General features: G+C 46.3%; 9 protein-coding genes. 5 read left to right on the top strand and 4 right to left on the bottom strand.

Annotated features, from left to right (window positions below):
* Positions 1-36: 36 nt before the first annotated feature.
* Positions 37-2,751: an HTH-type transcriptional regulator MalT gene (malT, locus tag PSI17_RS08180; RefSeq protein ID WP_273551511.1), complete on the bottom strand. Its 2,715-nt coding sequence runs from the start codon at positions 2,749-2,751 to the stop codon at positions 37-39.
* Positions 2,752-3,168: 417 nt separating this feature from the next.
* On the opposite strand from malT, the gene malP reads away from it, so the two are divergent.
* Positions 3,169-5,598 carry a maltodextrin phosphorylase gene (malP, locus tag PSI17_RS08185; RefSeq protein WP_273551512.1) on the top strand — a complete coding sequence of 810 codons (2,430 nt, stop codon included), beginning with the start codon at positions 3,169-3,171 and terminating at the stop codon, positions 5,596-5,598.
* A 9-nt stretch (positions 5,599-5,607) separates the two neighbouring features.
* Positions 5,608-7,743: a 4-alpha-glucanotransferase gene (malQ, locus tag PSI17_RS08190; RefSeq protein WP_273551513.1), complete on the top strand. Its 2,136-nt coding sequence runs from the start codon at positions 5,608-5,610 to the stop codon at positions 7,741-7,743.
* A gap of 129 nt (positions 7,744-7,872) precedes the next feature.
* On the opposite strand, the gene malG is transcribed toward malQ, so the two are convergent.
* The 3 genes from malG to malE all read right to left on the bottom strand — a co-directional run bounded on the left by malG (position 7,873) and on the right by malE (position 11,611).
* Positions 7,873-8,763 (bottom strand): maltose ABC transporter permease MalG, encoded by an 891-nt coding sequence (gene malG, locus PSI17_RS08195; protein ID WP_273551514.1) that lies wholly within the window; start codon positions 8,761-8,763, stop codon positions 7,873-7,875.
* Between the two features lie 12 nt (positions 8,764-8,775).
* Positions 8,776-10,332: a maltose ABC transporter permease MalF gene (gene malF / locus PSI17_RS08200; RefSeq protein WP_273551515.1), complete on the bottom strand. Its 1,557-nt coding sequence runs from the start codon at positions 10,330-10,332 to the stop codon at positions 8,776-8,778.
* A gap of 91 nt (positions 10,333-10,423) precedes the next feature.
* Positions 10,424-11,611 (bottom strand): maltose/maltodextrin ABC transporter substrate-binding protein MalE, encoded by a 1,188-nt coding sequence (gene malE / locus PSI17_RS08205; protein WP_273551521.1) that lies wholly within the window; start codon positions 11,609-11,611, stop codon positions 10,424-10,426.
* Between the two features lie 463 nt (positions 11,612-12,074).
* On the opposite strand from malE, the gene malK reads away from it, so the two are divergent.
* The 3 genes from malK to malM are packed head-to-tail and all read left to right on the top strand — an operon-like array spanning position 12,075 to position 15,450.
* Positions 12,075-13,184 carry a maltose/maltodextrin ABC transporter ATP-binding protein MalK gene (malK, locus tag PSI17_RS08210; protein ID WP_273551516.1) on the top strand — a complete coding sequence of 370 codons (1,110 nt, stop codon included), beginning with the start codon at positions 12,075-12,077 and terminating at the stop codon, positions 13,182-13,184.
* Positions 13,185-13,219: 35 nt separating this feature from the next.
* Entirely contained in the window at positions 13,220-14,485 is a 1,266-nt protein-coding gene (locus tag PSI17_RS08215; protein ID WP_273551517.1) for a maltoporin, read from the top strand.
* Positions 14,485-15,450, top strand: coding sequence for a maltose operon protein MalM (malM, locus tag PSI17_RS08220; RefSeq protein ID WP_273551518.1), 966 nt, complete (start codon positions 14,485-14,487; stop codon positions 15,448-15,450). Before PSI17_RS08215 ends, malM begins: the two co-directional genes overlap by 1 nt.
* Positions 15,451-15,594 lie beyond the last annotated feature (144 nt).

The raw sequence follows: 15,594 nt of genomic DNA on the forward strand, positions 1-15,594 counted from the left end.
ATTAAATGCTAAATAAATCGCATTTAGAAATAATACCTAAACCCCCAATCCCATCATTTGCATTAATTTCTGAGCCTGACGAATAGCATCCTGTCGGTGGGTAATCCCCATTTTCTGATACAAATTACGGATATGGGTTTTGATCGTGGTCGCGGCGACATCTAATTCAGCCGCAATTTGATCGTTACTGTAGCCAGAATAAATCAGTCCCAACACCTGCCATTCACGTTGGGTGAGTGGACTATTGCGGATAAGCTCAGGCACATCAGGATGAGTGAGTAATTGTTCTACAAAGGTTTCGTCAAAATGGGCAAATTTATGTCGGTGCTGCCGGTTGATTTCCCGGAGAATACGTTGAGCCCTGTGCTGTTCCATCTCAGGCAAGATATTGAGTTGAATAAGCTGGCGCAGTTGCAAAGCCATCAACTCACCTTCAATCACAAAATGACTGATAAACCCTGTTTGGTTAGCCAAATTCAAGGCTTCCATCAAAACATCCTGCGCCTGTGCCTTGCGTCCAAGCTGCCAGTAAAGCAAATTACACAGCAACAGATTACGATTTAAATCGCTGACCAATGCCAATCTTCTTGCATATTCATTCAATTTTTCCAAGATAGATCCCGCCTCCTCATACTGACCCAGTAAGATTTTGGCTCGCGCAATATTTCGCCATTGATTTTGATTGAAGTGATTACAAAAACTTTCTGGCCGTTCTGCCTGTGCCAGCCATTGAGACAACGCACTGCTGTCTTCCAAAGCCTGCCAAATAATAACCCGCAACTTGTCCGTATTCGTCCGCCAATCACGGTGATATTGCCCATTACTCAGTAAATTTTCACAACGGGTCAAATAACGGCGGGCGTTATCAATATCCCCCCGAACCAAAGAACATTTCGCCAATTGGGTGAGACACTGTAATTGCTGTTGTGGCTGATAATTAGCCAACACGTCTAACCCCAGGCGGGCTGCCTCTTCCGACTCATCAATACGAGCCCAACACCACAAAAGTTGTGAGCGAATCCTCAACAGGAACTCATGCATCGGTAACTGCTCCAGATGCTGCTCCCGTATTAAATCAAAAGCATGGGTCTGGGTGTCATGAGCCGCCTGCAAATAACCTTGCGCCAGTAAAATTTCACTTTGTTGCAACAACGCCCATAAAGCATAGTGATAAACATGGCAAAGGCGGGCGAGTTGCTCCGTTTGTTTCATTAATGCCAATGCATCGGCCAATTGACCATTGCAATGCAAGACTTCCCCTTTCACTGACATCGCCACAATGCGGCCATATTGATTGTCCGGCAGAAGAGCCGCCAGTGCCTTTTCCGCCAACGCATCAGCATCAGCCGGACGCCCATCATTCATCGCCACTTGGGCTCTCAGGGCATCAAACTCTGCCAGCAACTCCGGCTCGATGGTAATTTGCTTCTGTTTCAGTGATTGCTCTGCCTGATTCAATAACGCATTCACCTCATAGTAGCGATGCTGACTTTGTGCCAGCCACGCTTGCAACAGTACCAAACGAGGGCTTTCCAACAGTTGTTCATACGGCAGGGCATTCATGCACTCTCCCAATAGGGAAAGCTTGCTGTGGTTAAACAGCTCCCAAGCATGTTGCAGCAAAATATCCCGCAGCAGACTGGTATCTCCCGCAGCCAAGGCGTGATGGATAGCCTCCCCCGGATATCCCTGCATCAGCCAGCCTTTCACGGCGGCCCTATGCAATTCGGGTAATTTGGCGGCCATTTCCCATTGGCAGCGTTGACGCAGAAATGAAGCAAACAAAGGATGAAAGCAGAACCACTCACCTGAATCGTCCATTCGTTGAATAAACAACCCCTGACGTTCAATATCTTCCAGACGATGCTGGCCATTCTCCTCTCCCGTCAGGCAAACAATCAGCCCATCATTCATGGAGCGCAGAATAGAGCTATGCAGCAAGAAATCCCGCGTCGCCTGATCCACCCGATTTAACACCTCATCCACAAGGTAATCCGCAAGATGGCTGGCATTAATCCCCGCAAGACGCTTGGCTGACATTTCAGTTGTATTGCCCGATTGGCGGGCAGAAAGGGCAATCAGCTGCAAAGCCGTTGCCCATCCGGCCACATCATTGCATAGCTGTTTGCAGTGCTCAGCATCCAATGGATTCACTAACCGCTTGGCAAAAAATTGCTGGGTTTCCTGATAATCAAACGCCAGTTGCTGGCTATCGATTTCCAATAACTGTTCACGCACGCGCAGGTTGGCAATCCCTAACGAGGGCAAATGGCGTGATAAAACCACCAACGTTAAATTTTCGGGTTGGTGGCGGAGGAAAAAGCGCATGGCGTCATGAATAAGTTCATTGACGATCAGGTGATAGTCATCAATGACCAGAAAGACCGGTTGCTGCCATTCGTTAAGCTCAATAAACAATTGCGCAAACAGGGCCGGTAAATTGGCATATTGGTGTTTCTGGGCCAATACCTCACTTTTCACGCAGTGCCCCTGCGTTGCCTGCTGAATGGCCGCAATCAAATAGCTGGCGAAACGCTCTGGCTGATTGTCACTATCATCAAGGGAATACCAGCCTAGGTGCGCCTGATCAGCCGCCCATTGTGACATCAAGGTTGTTTTGCCATATCCAGCGGGACTGGTTATCAATACCAGTCGATCATTCTGAATTTCATTGAACTTTTCTAACAGGCGTTCCCGCATGACCATATTATTGAGTCGAAGAGGGCGACTGAGTTTCGATGGGATAAGCATTAATTTTCTCCCCTCACATGCAATCAATAAAAGCAATGAATAAAACTGATACCTGAATTCTGTCTGACACGATTAAGTCGCTTACACCGTTTGCTGTGAACACCGTTTGCTATGAATATCATTCGCAGTGAACACCATTCGCATTCATTAATGTCCACCAAATGTAGAGAAATGCCCACTTTTTGCAAACAAGTTGATTAATTTCATTGTGTTAAATTGCACCCTGTCACATTCTTTGATTGCAATCTTTCTATTTCTCTTATGAAATTGCGGAAAAGCTCGAAAGAAATAGCTACGCCCTGATGCTCCTCCCCGCGAATATTTTCACGGGATGATGTTTCCCACGCCACTAACCTTCAGCATATCCCTTTAAATAATTCCCCCAATTTTCCTCAGTTAGTGACAGGATGCGACATCATGGAACTATCCACATTAAATACAAACCCGAAACTCAATAAAGCCTTATTTCAGGCGGCGATCACACGTCAGTGGCAATCTTTTGGCCTGAACTCAGCTCAGGAAATGACACCACATCAGTGGTGGCAGGCGATGAGTGCAGCCGTATCTGAATTACTTCCCCTCTCCACTCAGCAAAACGATGCCAATCCATCGCCTGACCACCAGCGCCATGTGAACTATATTTCGATGGAATTTCTGATAGGCCGGCTGACAGCCAATAACTTATTGAATCTTGGCTGGTATGACGATATTCAGTCTTATCTGGCAGAAGATGGCCTGATCCTGAGTGACTTGCTGGAAGAAGAAACTGATCCGGCATTGGGCAATGGTGGACTGGGCAGATTAGCGGCCTGTTTTCTCGATTCAATGGCGACGCTCAATCAACCCGCTACAGGATATGGCCTTAATTATCAATATGGCCTCTTCCGCCAATCGTTCAAACAGGGTCAACAAATTGAGGCACCCGATAATTGGGAACGCGAGTCCTATCCGTGGTTTCGCCATAACGCACAATTAAAAGTCAACGTCGGTTTTGGCGGCGAAATCATGACCACTGCCGAGGGCCATGAAACTTGGGCGCCTGCATTCACTCTGATTGGCGAAGCATGGGATTTACCCGTACTTGGCTATAACAATGGGGTGACTCAACCGCTTCGATTGTGGCAAGCCACATACGACAGCCCCTTTGATCTGTCACTTTTCAATGACGGGCAGTTCCTGCACGCGGAACAGCAAGGGATTGAAGCCGCCAGCCTGACCAAAGTGCTCTACCCGAATGATAATCATCAGGCCGGTAAGCGTCTGCGCCTGATGCAACAATATTTTCAGTGTGCCTGTGCCGTGGCTGACATTTTGCGCCGCCACCAACAAGCAGGGCGTAAAATAGAAGAACTCGCCCAATACGAAGTTATCCAGCTTAACGACACGCATCCAACCATCGCGATCCCTGAAATGATACGCCTTCTGCTTGATGAGCATCAGTTAAGTTGGGAATCCGCATGGGAAATCACAAGAAAAACGTTCGCCTATACCAACCATACCTTACTGCCAGAGGGCTTAGAGCGTTGGGATGAACAACTGATGAGTGAGCTTCTGCCACGTCATCACCGCATCATTCAGGAAATCAACCAGCGCTTTAAAAAAACCGTGGATCAAGTCTGGCCTGATAACCAACAAGTTTGGGGGAAATTGGCAGTTATCCATGACAATCAAGTCAGAATGGCTAACCTTTGTGTTGTCGCCTGCTTTGCCGTCAACGGGGTTGCAGCCCTGCATTCCTCTTTGATCGTGACAGATCTATTCCCTGAATATCATCAATTGTGGCCAACTAAATTCCACAACGTGACTAATGGTGTGACACCACGCCGTTGGTTGAAACAGTGTAACCCCGCACTCTCTTCATTAATTGACCAAACATTAGATCATGAATGGGTGAATGATCTTGCCGCCCTGCAACAACTCGAACCTTACGCTGACGATCCTGCTTTCCGTGAAACCTATCGAACCGTTAAGCAAGACAATAAAATTCGCCTGTCCAACTATGTCAATAAGGTCATGGGACTCAAAATTGATCCCCATGCGATTTTCGATATCCAGATAAAACGTCTGCATGAATACAAGCGTCAGCATCTGAACCTGCTCCATATTTTGTCACTTTATCGGCAAATTCAGGAAAACCCGGCTTTGGATATCCATCCCCGTGTTTTCTTATTCGGTGCCAAAGCGGCTCCCGGCTACTATCTGGCGAAAAATATCATCGCTGCCATCAATCATGCCGCCGATAAGATCAACCATGACCCGATTGTTCGTGATCGACTCAAAATTGCTTTTATCCCCGATTACAATGTTTCCGCAGCGGAACTGATGATACCAGCAGCCGATGTGTCAGAACAAATCTCTACGGCGGGCAAAGAAGCCTCCGGTACAGGTAATATGAAACTGGCCTTAAACGGCGCATTGACCATCGGAACGCTGGATGGCGCGAATGTCGAAATCGCCGAACACGTTGGCAACGACCATATCTTTATCTTCGGCAAGACCGTGGAAGAGGCTAAGGCGTTATTTAACAGTGGCTATAATCCACAACATATCCTTCAACAGGATCATCATCTCAAAGATATCCTCGACTCCCTCGCCAAAGGTGAACTCAGTCACGGAGATACGCACGCCTTTGATCTCCTGCTACATAGCCTGACTGACGGAGGTGACCCTTATTTAGTCCTGGCTGATTTTGCCTCTTACTGCCACGCCCATCAGCAAATTGACTCTCGATATCGCGACACTGAAGGCTGGACGCGCAGTACTGTACTCAATACCGCCCGAATGGGTCATTTTAGTTCTGACCGCGCCATTCAGGATTATCAACAACGCATCTGGCGAACCAAATAGGGATTGAGTATGGAAAATAAATGCCTCAATGATTTGGCAACTGAGGCCGGCATTGCCAGCGAATACATTAATGCCTATGGAAAACCCCAGGCGATCCCTGCCGAAACCAGGCATCGAATATTGGAAGCCATGAGTGCAGATATACCGGTCGGGAGGCCGGTTTCTCATCTACAGGCCGCCTCTTTACCTAATGTTAAAGTGGTTATTCAGGGACAAATAGCGACTCTGCCTCTGGAGGAGACAAATCATTACCAGTGGCAGATACAGACTGAGCAAGGGGAAATCCTTCATGGTCACTGCCAGCATCAACTGACTTTGCCGGCCAACCTCCCCTTGGGATACCACACACTGGACTTAATATCGAAAACTCACTCTCAGCAATACTCCATACCACTGATTGTTGCTCCCGAACGTTGTTACGAGCCAGATGCCATCACACGTGGAGAAAAACTTTGGGGTGCCTGCGTTCAGCTTTATACCTTACGCTCAGAAAATAACTGGGGAATTGGTGATTTTGGCGATCTGAAATATATGCTGCAAGAACTGGCACAGCGTGGTGGCGCTTTTATTGGTCTGAACCCTCTTCATGCCATATATCCTGCCATGCCTGAAAATGCCAGCCCTTACAGCCCATCTTCCCGCCACTGGCTCAATATCATTTATATTGCCGTCAATCAGGTAGAAGATTTTAATCATAGCGCTGAAGCACAAGCGTGGTGGCACTCAACACAAACGCAGCTCAAACTCCAGCAAGCCCGCCAAGCCGAATGGGTCGATTACACCACAGTAATGACACTAAAAATGACCGCATTGCGTCTGGCTTATCCGCAATTCGAGCGCCGATCTGCCGATGATCCACAACAAATCGCTTTCCGACAATTTGTCACCCAAGGCGGCAAGGATCTTTATTCTCAAGCTGCTTATGATGCCCTGCACCATCAGCTATATGAGGAAAATAGTGCTTATTGGGGTTGGCCTATATGGCCGGAAGAATACCGTGAACCAGAGGGCGATACGGTTAAGTCTTTCTGTCATTCACACCCACAAGAGATAGCGTTTTTCCTTTGGTTGCAATGGCTGGCAGACACTCAGCTTGCCGAATGCTTCACGACCAGCCAAACCCATCACATGCCGATTGGCATTTACCGTGATCTTGCCGTCGGTGTTGCACAAGGGGGAGCAGAAACCTGGTGTAGCCGAAGTATCTATTGCACTAAAGCCTCTGTAGGCGCGCCTCCCGATATTCTGGGACCCTTGGGGCAAAACTGGGGGCTTCCGCCCATGAACCCCCATGTATTAAAAGCCCAAGCCTATCAACCCTTCATTGAATTGCTGCGTAGCAATATGCGCCATTGCGGTGCATTGCGGATCGATCATGTGATGGCGTTACTCAGACTCTGGTGGATACCACAAGGAGAAACCGCCGATAAAGGCGTTTATGTTCATTATCCGGTTGACGATCTGTTGGCGATATTGGCCTTGGAAAGCCAGCGCAACCATTGTCTGGTAATAGGCGAAGATTTGGGAATTGTACCGGAAGAAATTGTTGGTAAATTACGAGATAGCGGTGTTTATTCCTATAAGGTATTTTATTTTGAACGCAATCAGCAAGGTGAATACCATTCTCCCGATGAATATCCTGCGCAAGCAATGGCAACGATTACGACCCATGACTTACCTACCTTACGTGGATTCTGGCAAAATCAAGATCTCACCTTAGGAGAAGCCATCGGCTTATACCCTGATAAAGCGCTTCTTGCCGATTTATATTCGGAACGCAAACGCAGCAAGCAAGCATTACTGACCAGTTTAAATCGTCATGGCTATTTATCAGAAGAGTTGCTCGGGCCGGATACCCTCTCCTCATTGCAAGGATCAGTATCACTGGCACAAACTGAACCTCCGATGTCAAACGAGATAAATCAAAGCATACATCGCTATATAGCCCGTAGTACTAGTGCTTTATTAGGATTACAACCTGAAGACTGGCTGGATATGGAACGTCCCGTTAATATTCCTGGTACAACAGAAGAATATCCAAACTGGCGACGAAAACTTTCTACCACATTGGAAACGATGTTTGCAGACACCCATATCAACCACTTGTTACAAACAGTTGGCGAATGCCGAAAGCAGGGTTCTTAACTTTTTATAACTGACTGAACCACCGGTATACTCGCCGTACTTCAAGATATATTGACTATCTCCCCGCGATGCGGGGAGATAAAGAAAAATACCCACCCAATCATATGGCATACATGATTGGGAAGAAGATCAACCTTTCACGCCTCCCGATGTCAATCCACCCACCAACCAACGTTGAGCCAGTAAGAAAATCAACGTGATAGGAATAGCAGAAAGTACAGCCGCAGCGGCAAAATCGCCCCAGAGATAATTCTGTGGGTGTAGATATTGCTGCATTCCCACAGCTAATGTGTAATTGTCCACATCACGTAATAACAGTGATGCAACAGGAACCTCGGTAATCACACCAATAAACGACAGAATAAATACCACCGCCAATATAGGCACAGAGAGCGGCAGCAGTATCAAACGGAAAATTTGCCACGATGTCGCGCCATCCAACATGGCGGCTTCTTCCAGAGAGCGATCTATCGTTTCGAAGTAACCTTTTATCGTCCATACATGTAAAGCGATTCCGCCCAGATAAGCAAAAATCACACCGCCGTGGGTATTGAGGCCAAGGAAAGGAATATATTCTCCCAATCGGTCAAACAAGGCATAGAGTGCCACCAGAGAAAGTACCGGAGGGAACATCTGAAAAATCAACATTCCTTTCAGTAAGGGGGCTTTTCCACGAAAACGCATACGGGCAAATGCATAAGCACACGTCGTTGATAATGTCACAATGCCAGTGGCAGTAATGAAAGCAACCTTGACCGAGTTCCAAAGCCACTGCATGACCGGAAATGGTGGGAGTACGACATGCCCATCAGAAGATTCGACACGATAACCCAATGCCAACTTCCAGTGTTCCCATGAAATAGTGTCTGGGATCAGGTTACCCGTAGCAAAATTACCCGGACGCAAAGAGATAGCAATTACCATCAGCAGAGGAAACAAAATCAGGCCAATAAAAGCCAGCATGAATATATGTGTTCCCCATACCCGCCATCGTTGCGATTTAGGTTGTACCATTGCCATCTTCCTTCCTCCTTAATCAAATTTCATGCGGGTGGTTTTCAAATTGATGATGGCTAGTGCACCTACCAACAAGAAAATCAATGTTGCAATGGCTGCCGCCAGACCAAATTCCTGCCCACCCCCGCCTTCAAAGGCAATACGATAGGTATAGCTCACCAAAAGATCGGTATGACCTGCGGGTGTCGTTGTACCAATATGATCAGGTTTACCGTTGGTTAGCAGTTGAATCAGGACAAAGTTATTAAAATTGAAAGCAAAGCTGGCAATCATCAACGGCGTCAATGGCTTAATCAATGACGGAAACGTAATTTTGGTGAAATTCTGCCATGGCCCTGCGCCATCAAGCGCCGATGCCTCATAAAGATCATCTGGGATAGATTTCAGCAACCCCATGCAAAGAATCATCATATAGGGATAGCCCAACCACGTATTGACAATAATCAGCATGGTTCGAGCCAGTGTCGGATCGGTAAACCAATCCGGTTTAAGACCAAACAGCCCATTGAGTACCAGATTAATTTCACCGAAACTTTGGTTGAATAATCCTTTGAAAATCAGAATGGAGATAAACGAAGGAACAGCATAAGGCAAGATAAGCAATACTCGGTAAATCGCTCGTCCCTTAAGCGCTTCCCACTGTACAATGCAAGCGAGGATCATCCCCAGAGCAACTGTCAGTACGACGGTTAGCAGAGAGAAAACCACTGTCCAGATAAAAATGGACAGAAAAGGTTTTTGAATACCCTCATCCTGTATCACCCGCAGGAAATTTTTCCAACCAATAGAAACCGTGAATCCAGGGCTTAGCGTTTCTTTAGCCCATTCCCCTTCCGCATTAATAGATTGATAGAACCCTGTATCCCTATTCGGTCGATATTGTATGCCAGTTTGGCCATTGGTCAGTGTAACCCCATCTTCATCAAGGGAATAAAGCGGGTTTATCGCTGAGAACTGACGTAAGGAACTCATTCTCAGTTTACTGCCATCAGGAAGAACGGCGACCAATTGATTCAATGTCTGCCGATGCTGAGTAATGGTACGCAATGCTGCGGCATTGCCTTCAAGTTTTTGCTCCTGTTCATGCAGAGGCAGGACAATTTCCTCCGTTCCCGCTAGAGAAAAAGGCTCAGATATCAATAAATGGGTACTCTCCGGTACACTTAGTGCCAAAACCCACTGGTCAGATACAGGATAAAGTTTGAAATTAAATGGTTCCCCTGTCTGGTAATGGCGGCTCATTAATACCGTTTGAGCACGTTCAAACGTCAATTGGTTAGTATTGCTATAGTTTGTAAAAGCGATAGCAATTGTGCAGATAAGCGGAAACAGGATAAACAGACTTATTCCAGCAATTCCAGGGTAGGTATAGCGCCAGACATACGCTTTCCGGTTGGAAAAAACATAGATGCCGCTTCCCAGTAATACCAGTGTTAACATAGCAAACAGGTATTCTCCCTGTGCATACATCAGCACAACCAAATAACCTGTAAAAAGTAGGCAAAAACCTACAGCAAACCATTTCAGGGCAGGATGCTGCCACCATACTATTTTTCTTAATGTCGCTGACATCTTGCACGTCCTGTTACCAATCATTGTGATGATTCAGAACCAATCACAATAAGGTGCGAAGGCTCCTGGAGATCAGGAGCCTGTCATTCGTTTATTTTGTCATTCTCGCTTCAGCATCATCAAGGGCAGCATCTACCGCCTGACGCCCACTGACCGAGTTAAGAACAGCGCTACGCATTGCGTACCAGAAGCTACTCATTTGGGAGATATTCGGCATAATTTCGCCGTTTTGGGCATTTGCCATCGTCGCCGCAATCCGTGGATCTTTTTCCAGGATCTCCTGATAGGATTTCAAAGCCACTGCGCCCAACGGCTTATCTTTGTCCATCATTGCCAACCCCTCATTAGTCAGCAGGTAATTTTCCAAGAACTCCTTCGCTAACTCTTTATTAGGACTGGCCGCATTAATTCCCGCCGTTAAAATACCAACAAAAGGTTTAGAGGGTTTCCCCTTAAAGGTTGGCAATTGGGCAACGCCATAATTAATCTTACTTTTCTCTACATTCGCCCATGCCCAAGGGCCATTAATCGTCATGGCCGTTTTGCCTTTATTAAAAGCAGCTTCAGCGATGGAGTAATCGATATCTGCGTTGAGATGTTTGTTTTTGACTAGATCAACCAGAAATTTCATTCCTGCCTTCGAGCCGGCATTATTCACCCCGCTGTCTTTAACATTATAACTACCGTTGCCCGCCTTGAAGGCATATCCACCATCAGCAGCAATCAGGGGCCAAGTGAAATACGGTTCCTGCAAATTGAACATGATTGCGCTTTTATCCTGCTTTTTCAGCTCATTATCCAGGGCAGGGATTTCTTCCCATGTTTTTGGCGGAGATTTAATCAAGTCTTTATTGTAGATAAGGGAAAGGGCTTCAACTGCAATAGGGTATCCCACCAATTTCCCGTCATAACGAACGGCATCCCACGTAAAGGGAAATAGCTTGTCAATAAACGACTTATCAGGTGTGATTTCAGCGACTACCCCTGATTGGGCATAGCCACCAAAGCGGTCATGTGCCCAGAAAATAATATCCGGCCCATCGCCACTGGCAGCAATTTGGGTATATTTTTCTTCCAGTTTGTCAGGATGCTCAACAGTGACAGGAATTCCCGTTTCTTTTGCAAATTTGTCACCAACCTGTGCCAGTCCGTTATAGCCTTTATCGCCATTAATCCAGATTACCAGCTTTCCTTCTTCTGGCTTCGCGAAAGCCGGAGCAGACAATACACAGGTTGTTAGAACGGAAAGCATCAGGGTGCTAGCCCCCACGTGTAACATTTTCTTGGTCATCATTCCGCCTTTTTCATTTGTTAGTTCAGGATAATTATCTTTATTACACCGAGATAAAATGACACCAGTGTGCAGTCAATGTAAAAAAGACTCATCCTCCCCCGTTCTACGCCTCATACTGCATGAGTGTGAACTGGCTTACAAAAACAATTAAAATCAGAACGTTAACACTAATATGGCATCCTTTTTTGGGATTTGAGTCACATCTTACCTGACAATTTTATCCTTCCTTCCCTAATCACATTAAGCTCGTCCTCCTGACTCCTCCCCCATCAAAAATTCTGGGATGGAGGATTCTTGTGCCTGTTATTTTATCCACAATCCAGCTATCAGTTTTTCACTAAGTTTCTCGCGCCGACGTTTCCCGCAACGGTAAAAACGGTAAATAGGAAACAAAGAAGAACAGGAAACGAACAGAAAACTGAGGTGGCAAATCCGAGGGAGGGAACAAATGTCTAGCATCACATTCCGCAATGTATCTAAATCATATGGTGAAACGGTCATCTCCAAAGATCTTAATCTTGATATTCAGGAAGGCGAATTTGTCGTATTTGTCGGCCCGTCAGGCTGTGGGAAATCGACGCTGCTAAGGATGATTGCAGGTTTGGAAGACATCACATCCGGTGATTTACTGATAGATGACAAACGAATAAACGATGTGCCACCTGCCAAACGCAGTGTCGGCATGGTTTTTCAATCTTACGCGCTATATCCCCATCTCTCTGTTGCAGACAATATGTCATTCGGTATGAAGCTGGCGGGTGCAAAAAAAAGCGATATCCAAAAGCGAGTGCAACAAGTTGCAGAAACCCTCCAACTTGTCCATCTACTGGATCGCCGACCCAAAGCGCTGTCCGGTGGTCAACGCCAACGAGTCGCCATTGGCCGGACTCTCGTTGCTGAACCCAATATTTTTCTGCTGGATGAACCGCTTTCCAATCTGGATGCCGCTTTGCGCGTACAGATGAGAATTGAAATTTCACGCCTGCACAAGCGACTTCAACGTACGATGGTTTATGTCACTCATGACCAAACCGAAGCCATGACTTTGGCAGATAAAATTGTTGTTTTGGATGGGGGCAATATTGCTCAGGTTGGTAAGCCACTTGAAATTTATCACTATCCCGCCAACCGCTTTGTCGCGGGTTTTATTGGTTCACCAAAAATGAATTTCCTACCGGTCAAAGTGTCAGCGATTGCTGTCGATCAAGTACAGATCATCCTGCCTAACGGCCAACCCGTTTGGTTACCCGTTGAAAGCAAGGGGCTGACGGTTGGTAGTAACGTATCTTTGGGGATCCGTCCCGAACATCTTTTACCTAATGAGGTAGCCGATGTTACATTGGAAGGGACAGTACAGATCGTGGAACAACTGGGGAACGAAACCCAAATTCACATCCGTATTCCTGCCATTCACCAAAATTTGGTTTACCGCCAACCTGATATTGTTCTCGTAAAAGAAGGAGCCGATTTCACTATCGGATTAGCACCTCACCGATGTCATCTTTTCCGTGAAGATGGCACCGCATGTCAGCGTTTACATAAAGAACCCGGAGTCTAGATCCGCGGCCATAAAAAAATAACAGGAGAATCATTATGCGTATATTGTCTCTCTCATTGGCTATGCTAACCAGTTTCTTATCCATGCAAGCTCTTGCTGTTGACTTCCACGGCTATGCCCGTTCAGGCATTGGCTGGACAGGTAGTGGCGGTGAACAAAAATGTGCCAAAGCGACCGGCGCACCGAGTAAATACCGCCTCGGCAACGAATGTGAAACCTACGCCGAACTTAAGCTGGGGCAAGAATTATGGAAAGAGGGTGATAAACGTTTCTATTTTGATACCAATTTAGCCTACTCCGTCAGTCAGCAAAAAGACTGGGAAGATACCAAACCGGGCTTCCGTGAAGTGAACGTGCAAGCAACAAATGTCCTTGGTTGGTTGCCAGGCTCAACATTGTGGGCGGGTAAACGTTTCTACCAGCGACACGATGCGCACATGATCGATTTCTACTACTGGGATATTTCTGGTCCCGGCGCAGGTCTGGAAAATATCGATCTCGGTTTTGGTAAACTGTCCTTCGCTGTCACCCGTAATACAGAAGAAGGCGGTTCGCATGGGTGGATTGCCGATCAATCCGATAAAAAAGGTAAATCAACCTCAAATGATGTTTTCGATATACGGCTAGCCAACTTACCTGTCAATGCCGGCGGCACACTGGAATTTGGTATTGACTATGGGCGTGCTAATACACGTAAAGGATACCAGCTTGATAAACAAGCCTCTAAAGATGGTGTGATGCTGACTGCTGAACATACCCAAAGTCTGTTAGGTGGCTTCAACAAATTTGCCTTACAGTACGCAACTGACGCCATGACTTCCAGCAGCAACGGGCGTGCCGAAGGTGCCAGTGTGAATAATAACGGGCATATGTTACGTATTCTGGATCATGGTGCCATTAGTCTCACAAATAAATGGGAACTCATGTATGTCGCCATGTATCAAAACATTGACCTCGACAATAACAATGGCAACACATGGTACACCGTAGGTGTCCGTCCCATGTATAAGTGGACACCGATAATGAGTACCTTAATGGAAGTGGGTTATGACAATGTGAAGTCACAACGGACTAAGGCAAATAATAATCAGTACAAGATCACTCTGGCCCAACAGTGGCAAGCGGGTGATAGCATCTGGTCACGCCCTGCTATCCGTTTATTTACCTCTTACTCTAAATGGAATGAAAAATGGGGTTATGGCGATAGTGGTGTTGCCTCCCGCGATACACCAGTGCATCAATTCAGTCGTGGGAACAGCGATGAATTTACGTTTGGCGCCCAATTTGAGGCTTGGTGGTAATGAAAAAGAAATTACTCTCACTTTGTCTCAGCGCCCTGCTCTGCAACGTGATCCCGGCTGTGAGTTATGCCGCATCAGATACCACAATAACGAATGCGGGATCTGACACAGAAACAACCAACGCTGTCGCGCCAGCGTTGTCCTTGTCAACTTTGCAGAAATTACAGTGGCAGCCGATTAATGCTCATGGCACGCAATCCATGGTGCTTAATAGCTCGTCACAGCAAATCAATGATGGTCATATCCAAGGTGCGGTAGCCACATTTGCTTTACCAGCCAATCAAGGTTCATTGGGAATCACGCTGAACAGTCTGATAAAAGATAAGCAGGTATACTCACCGAATGTTTTGGTATTTGATGAACAACTCCGTCCTGCGGCCTTTTATCCAAGCCACTACTTTCGCTATCAACAACCCGGCATTATGTCCGCGGATAGGCTTGAGGGTGTATTAAAGCTGACACCGGCATTGGGACAACAGCGAATTTATTTACTCATTTATACCACCCGTTCTGATTTACAAACGTCAACACAAATGGTCGATCCTGCTAAGGCCTATGCTAAAGGAATTGGTAATTCCGTGCCGGATATACCAGATCCGGTCGCTCGCCATACAGAAACAGGGACATTAACGTTAAAAGTGCAATCAGAAAGTAATACAGGCAATATTCTGATTGGTCAGGTATTTTCTTCACCTGAACCTAAGCCAGTGACAGTCGGTTCTACACAAGCAGTATCGACATCGCCGATAAGAACAACTGTGGCTAATCCAGCGGTAGCGCAATCTGCTGCCTCAGTAGCTAAACCTGTACTGAATGATACTGAACAATATTTCAATGACGCTATCAAAAGAGCGATTAACCATAGTGATATTGATAAGGCATTGAAACTGTTGGATGAAGCAGAACGACTAGGTTCTCCAACGGCACGGAAAACTTTTATCAAGATGATAAAAAACAAAAAATAGACGGATTTAGCAAATAGTTTTATGCCCTATAAATTTCACGTTGCAGCTCGCAACACACAAGTTGATTATTATCTCCCCACAATGTGGGGAGATAATGTGGGGAGATAATAAATGCACGTTGAAGTACGACGAACATATAACTAC

Origin of the sequence: Xenorhabdus sp. IM139775 (genome assembly GCF_028598745.1) — a bacterium.
Classification (GTDB): Bacteria; Pseudomonadota; Gammaproteobacteria; order Enterobacterales; family Enterobacteriaceae; genus Xenorhabdus.

What these genes read in the sequence shown, in the direction of transcription:
- malT (WP_273551511.1), bottom strand. Translation starts at nt 2,751, where the DNA reads ATGCTTATCCCATCGAAACTCAGTCGCCCTCTTCGACTCAATAATATG.
- malP (WP_273551512.1), top strand. Translation starts at nt 3,169, where the DNA reads ATGGAACTATCCACATTAAATACAAACCCGAAACTCAATAAAGCCTTA.
- malQ (WP_273551513.1), top strand. Translation starts at nt 5,608, where the DNA reads ATGGAAAATAAATGCCTCAATGATTTGGCAACTGAGGCCGGCATTGCC.
- malG (WP_273551514.1), bottom strand. Translation starts at nt 8,763, where the DNA reads ATGGCAATGGTACAACCTAAATCGCAACGATGGCGGGTATGGGGAACA.
- malF (WP_273551515.1), bottom strand. Translation starts at nt 10,332, where the DNA reads ATGTCAGCGACATTAAGAAAAATAGTATGGTGGCAGCATCCTGCCCTG.
- malE (WP_273551521.1), bottom strand. Translation starts at nt 11,611, where the DNA reads ATGTTACACGTGGGGGCTAGCACCCTGATGCTTTCCGTTCTAACAACC.
- malK (WP_273551516.1), top strand. Translation starts at nt 12,075, where the DNA reads ATGTCTAGCATCACATTCCGCAATGTATCTAAATCATATGGTGAAACG.
- PSI17_RS08215 (WP_273551517.1), top strand. Translation starts at nt 13,220, where the DNA reads ATGCGTATATTGTCTCTCTCATTGGCTATGCTAACCAGTTTCTTATCC.
- malM (WP_273551518.1), top strand. Translation starts at nt 14,485, where the DNA reads ATGAAAAAGAAATTACTCTCACTTTGTCTCAGCGCCCTGCTCTGCAAC.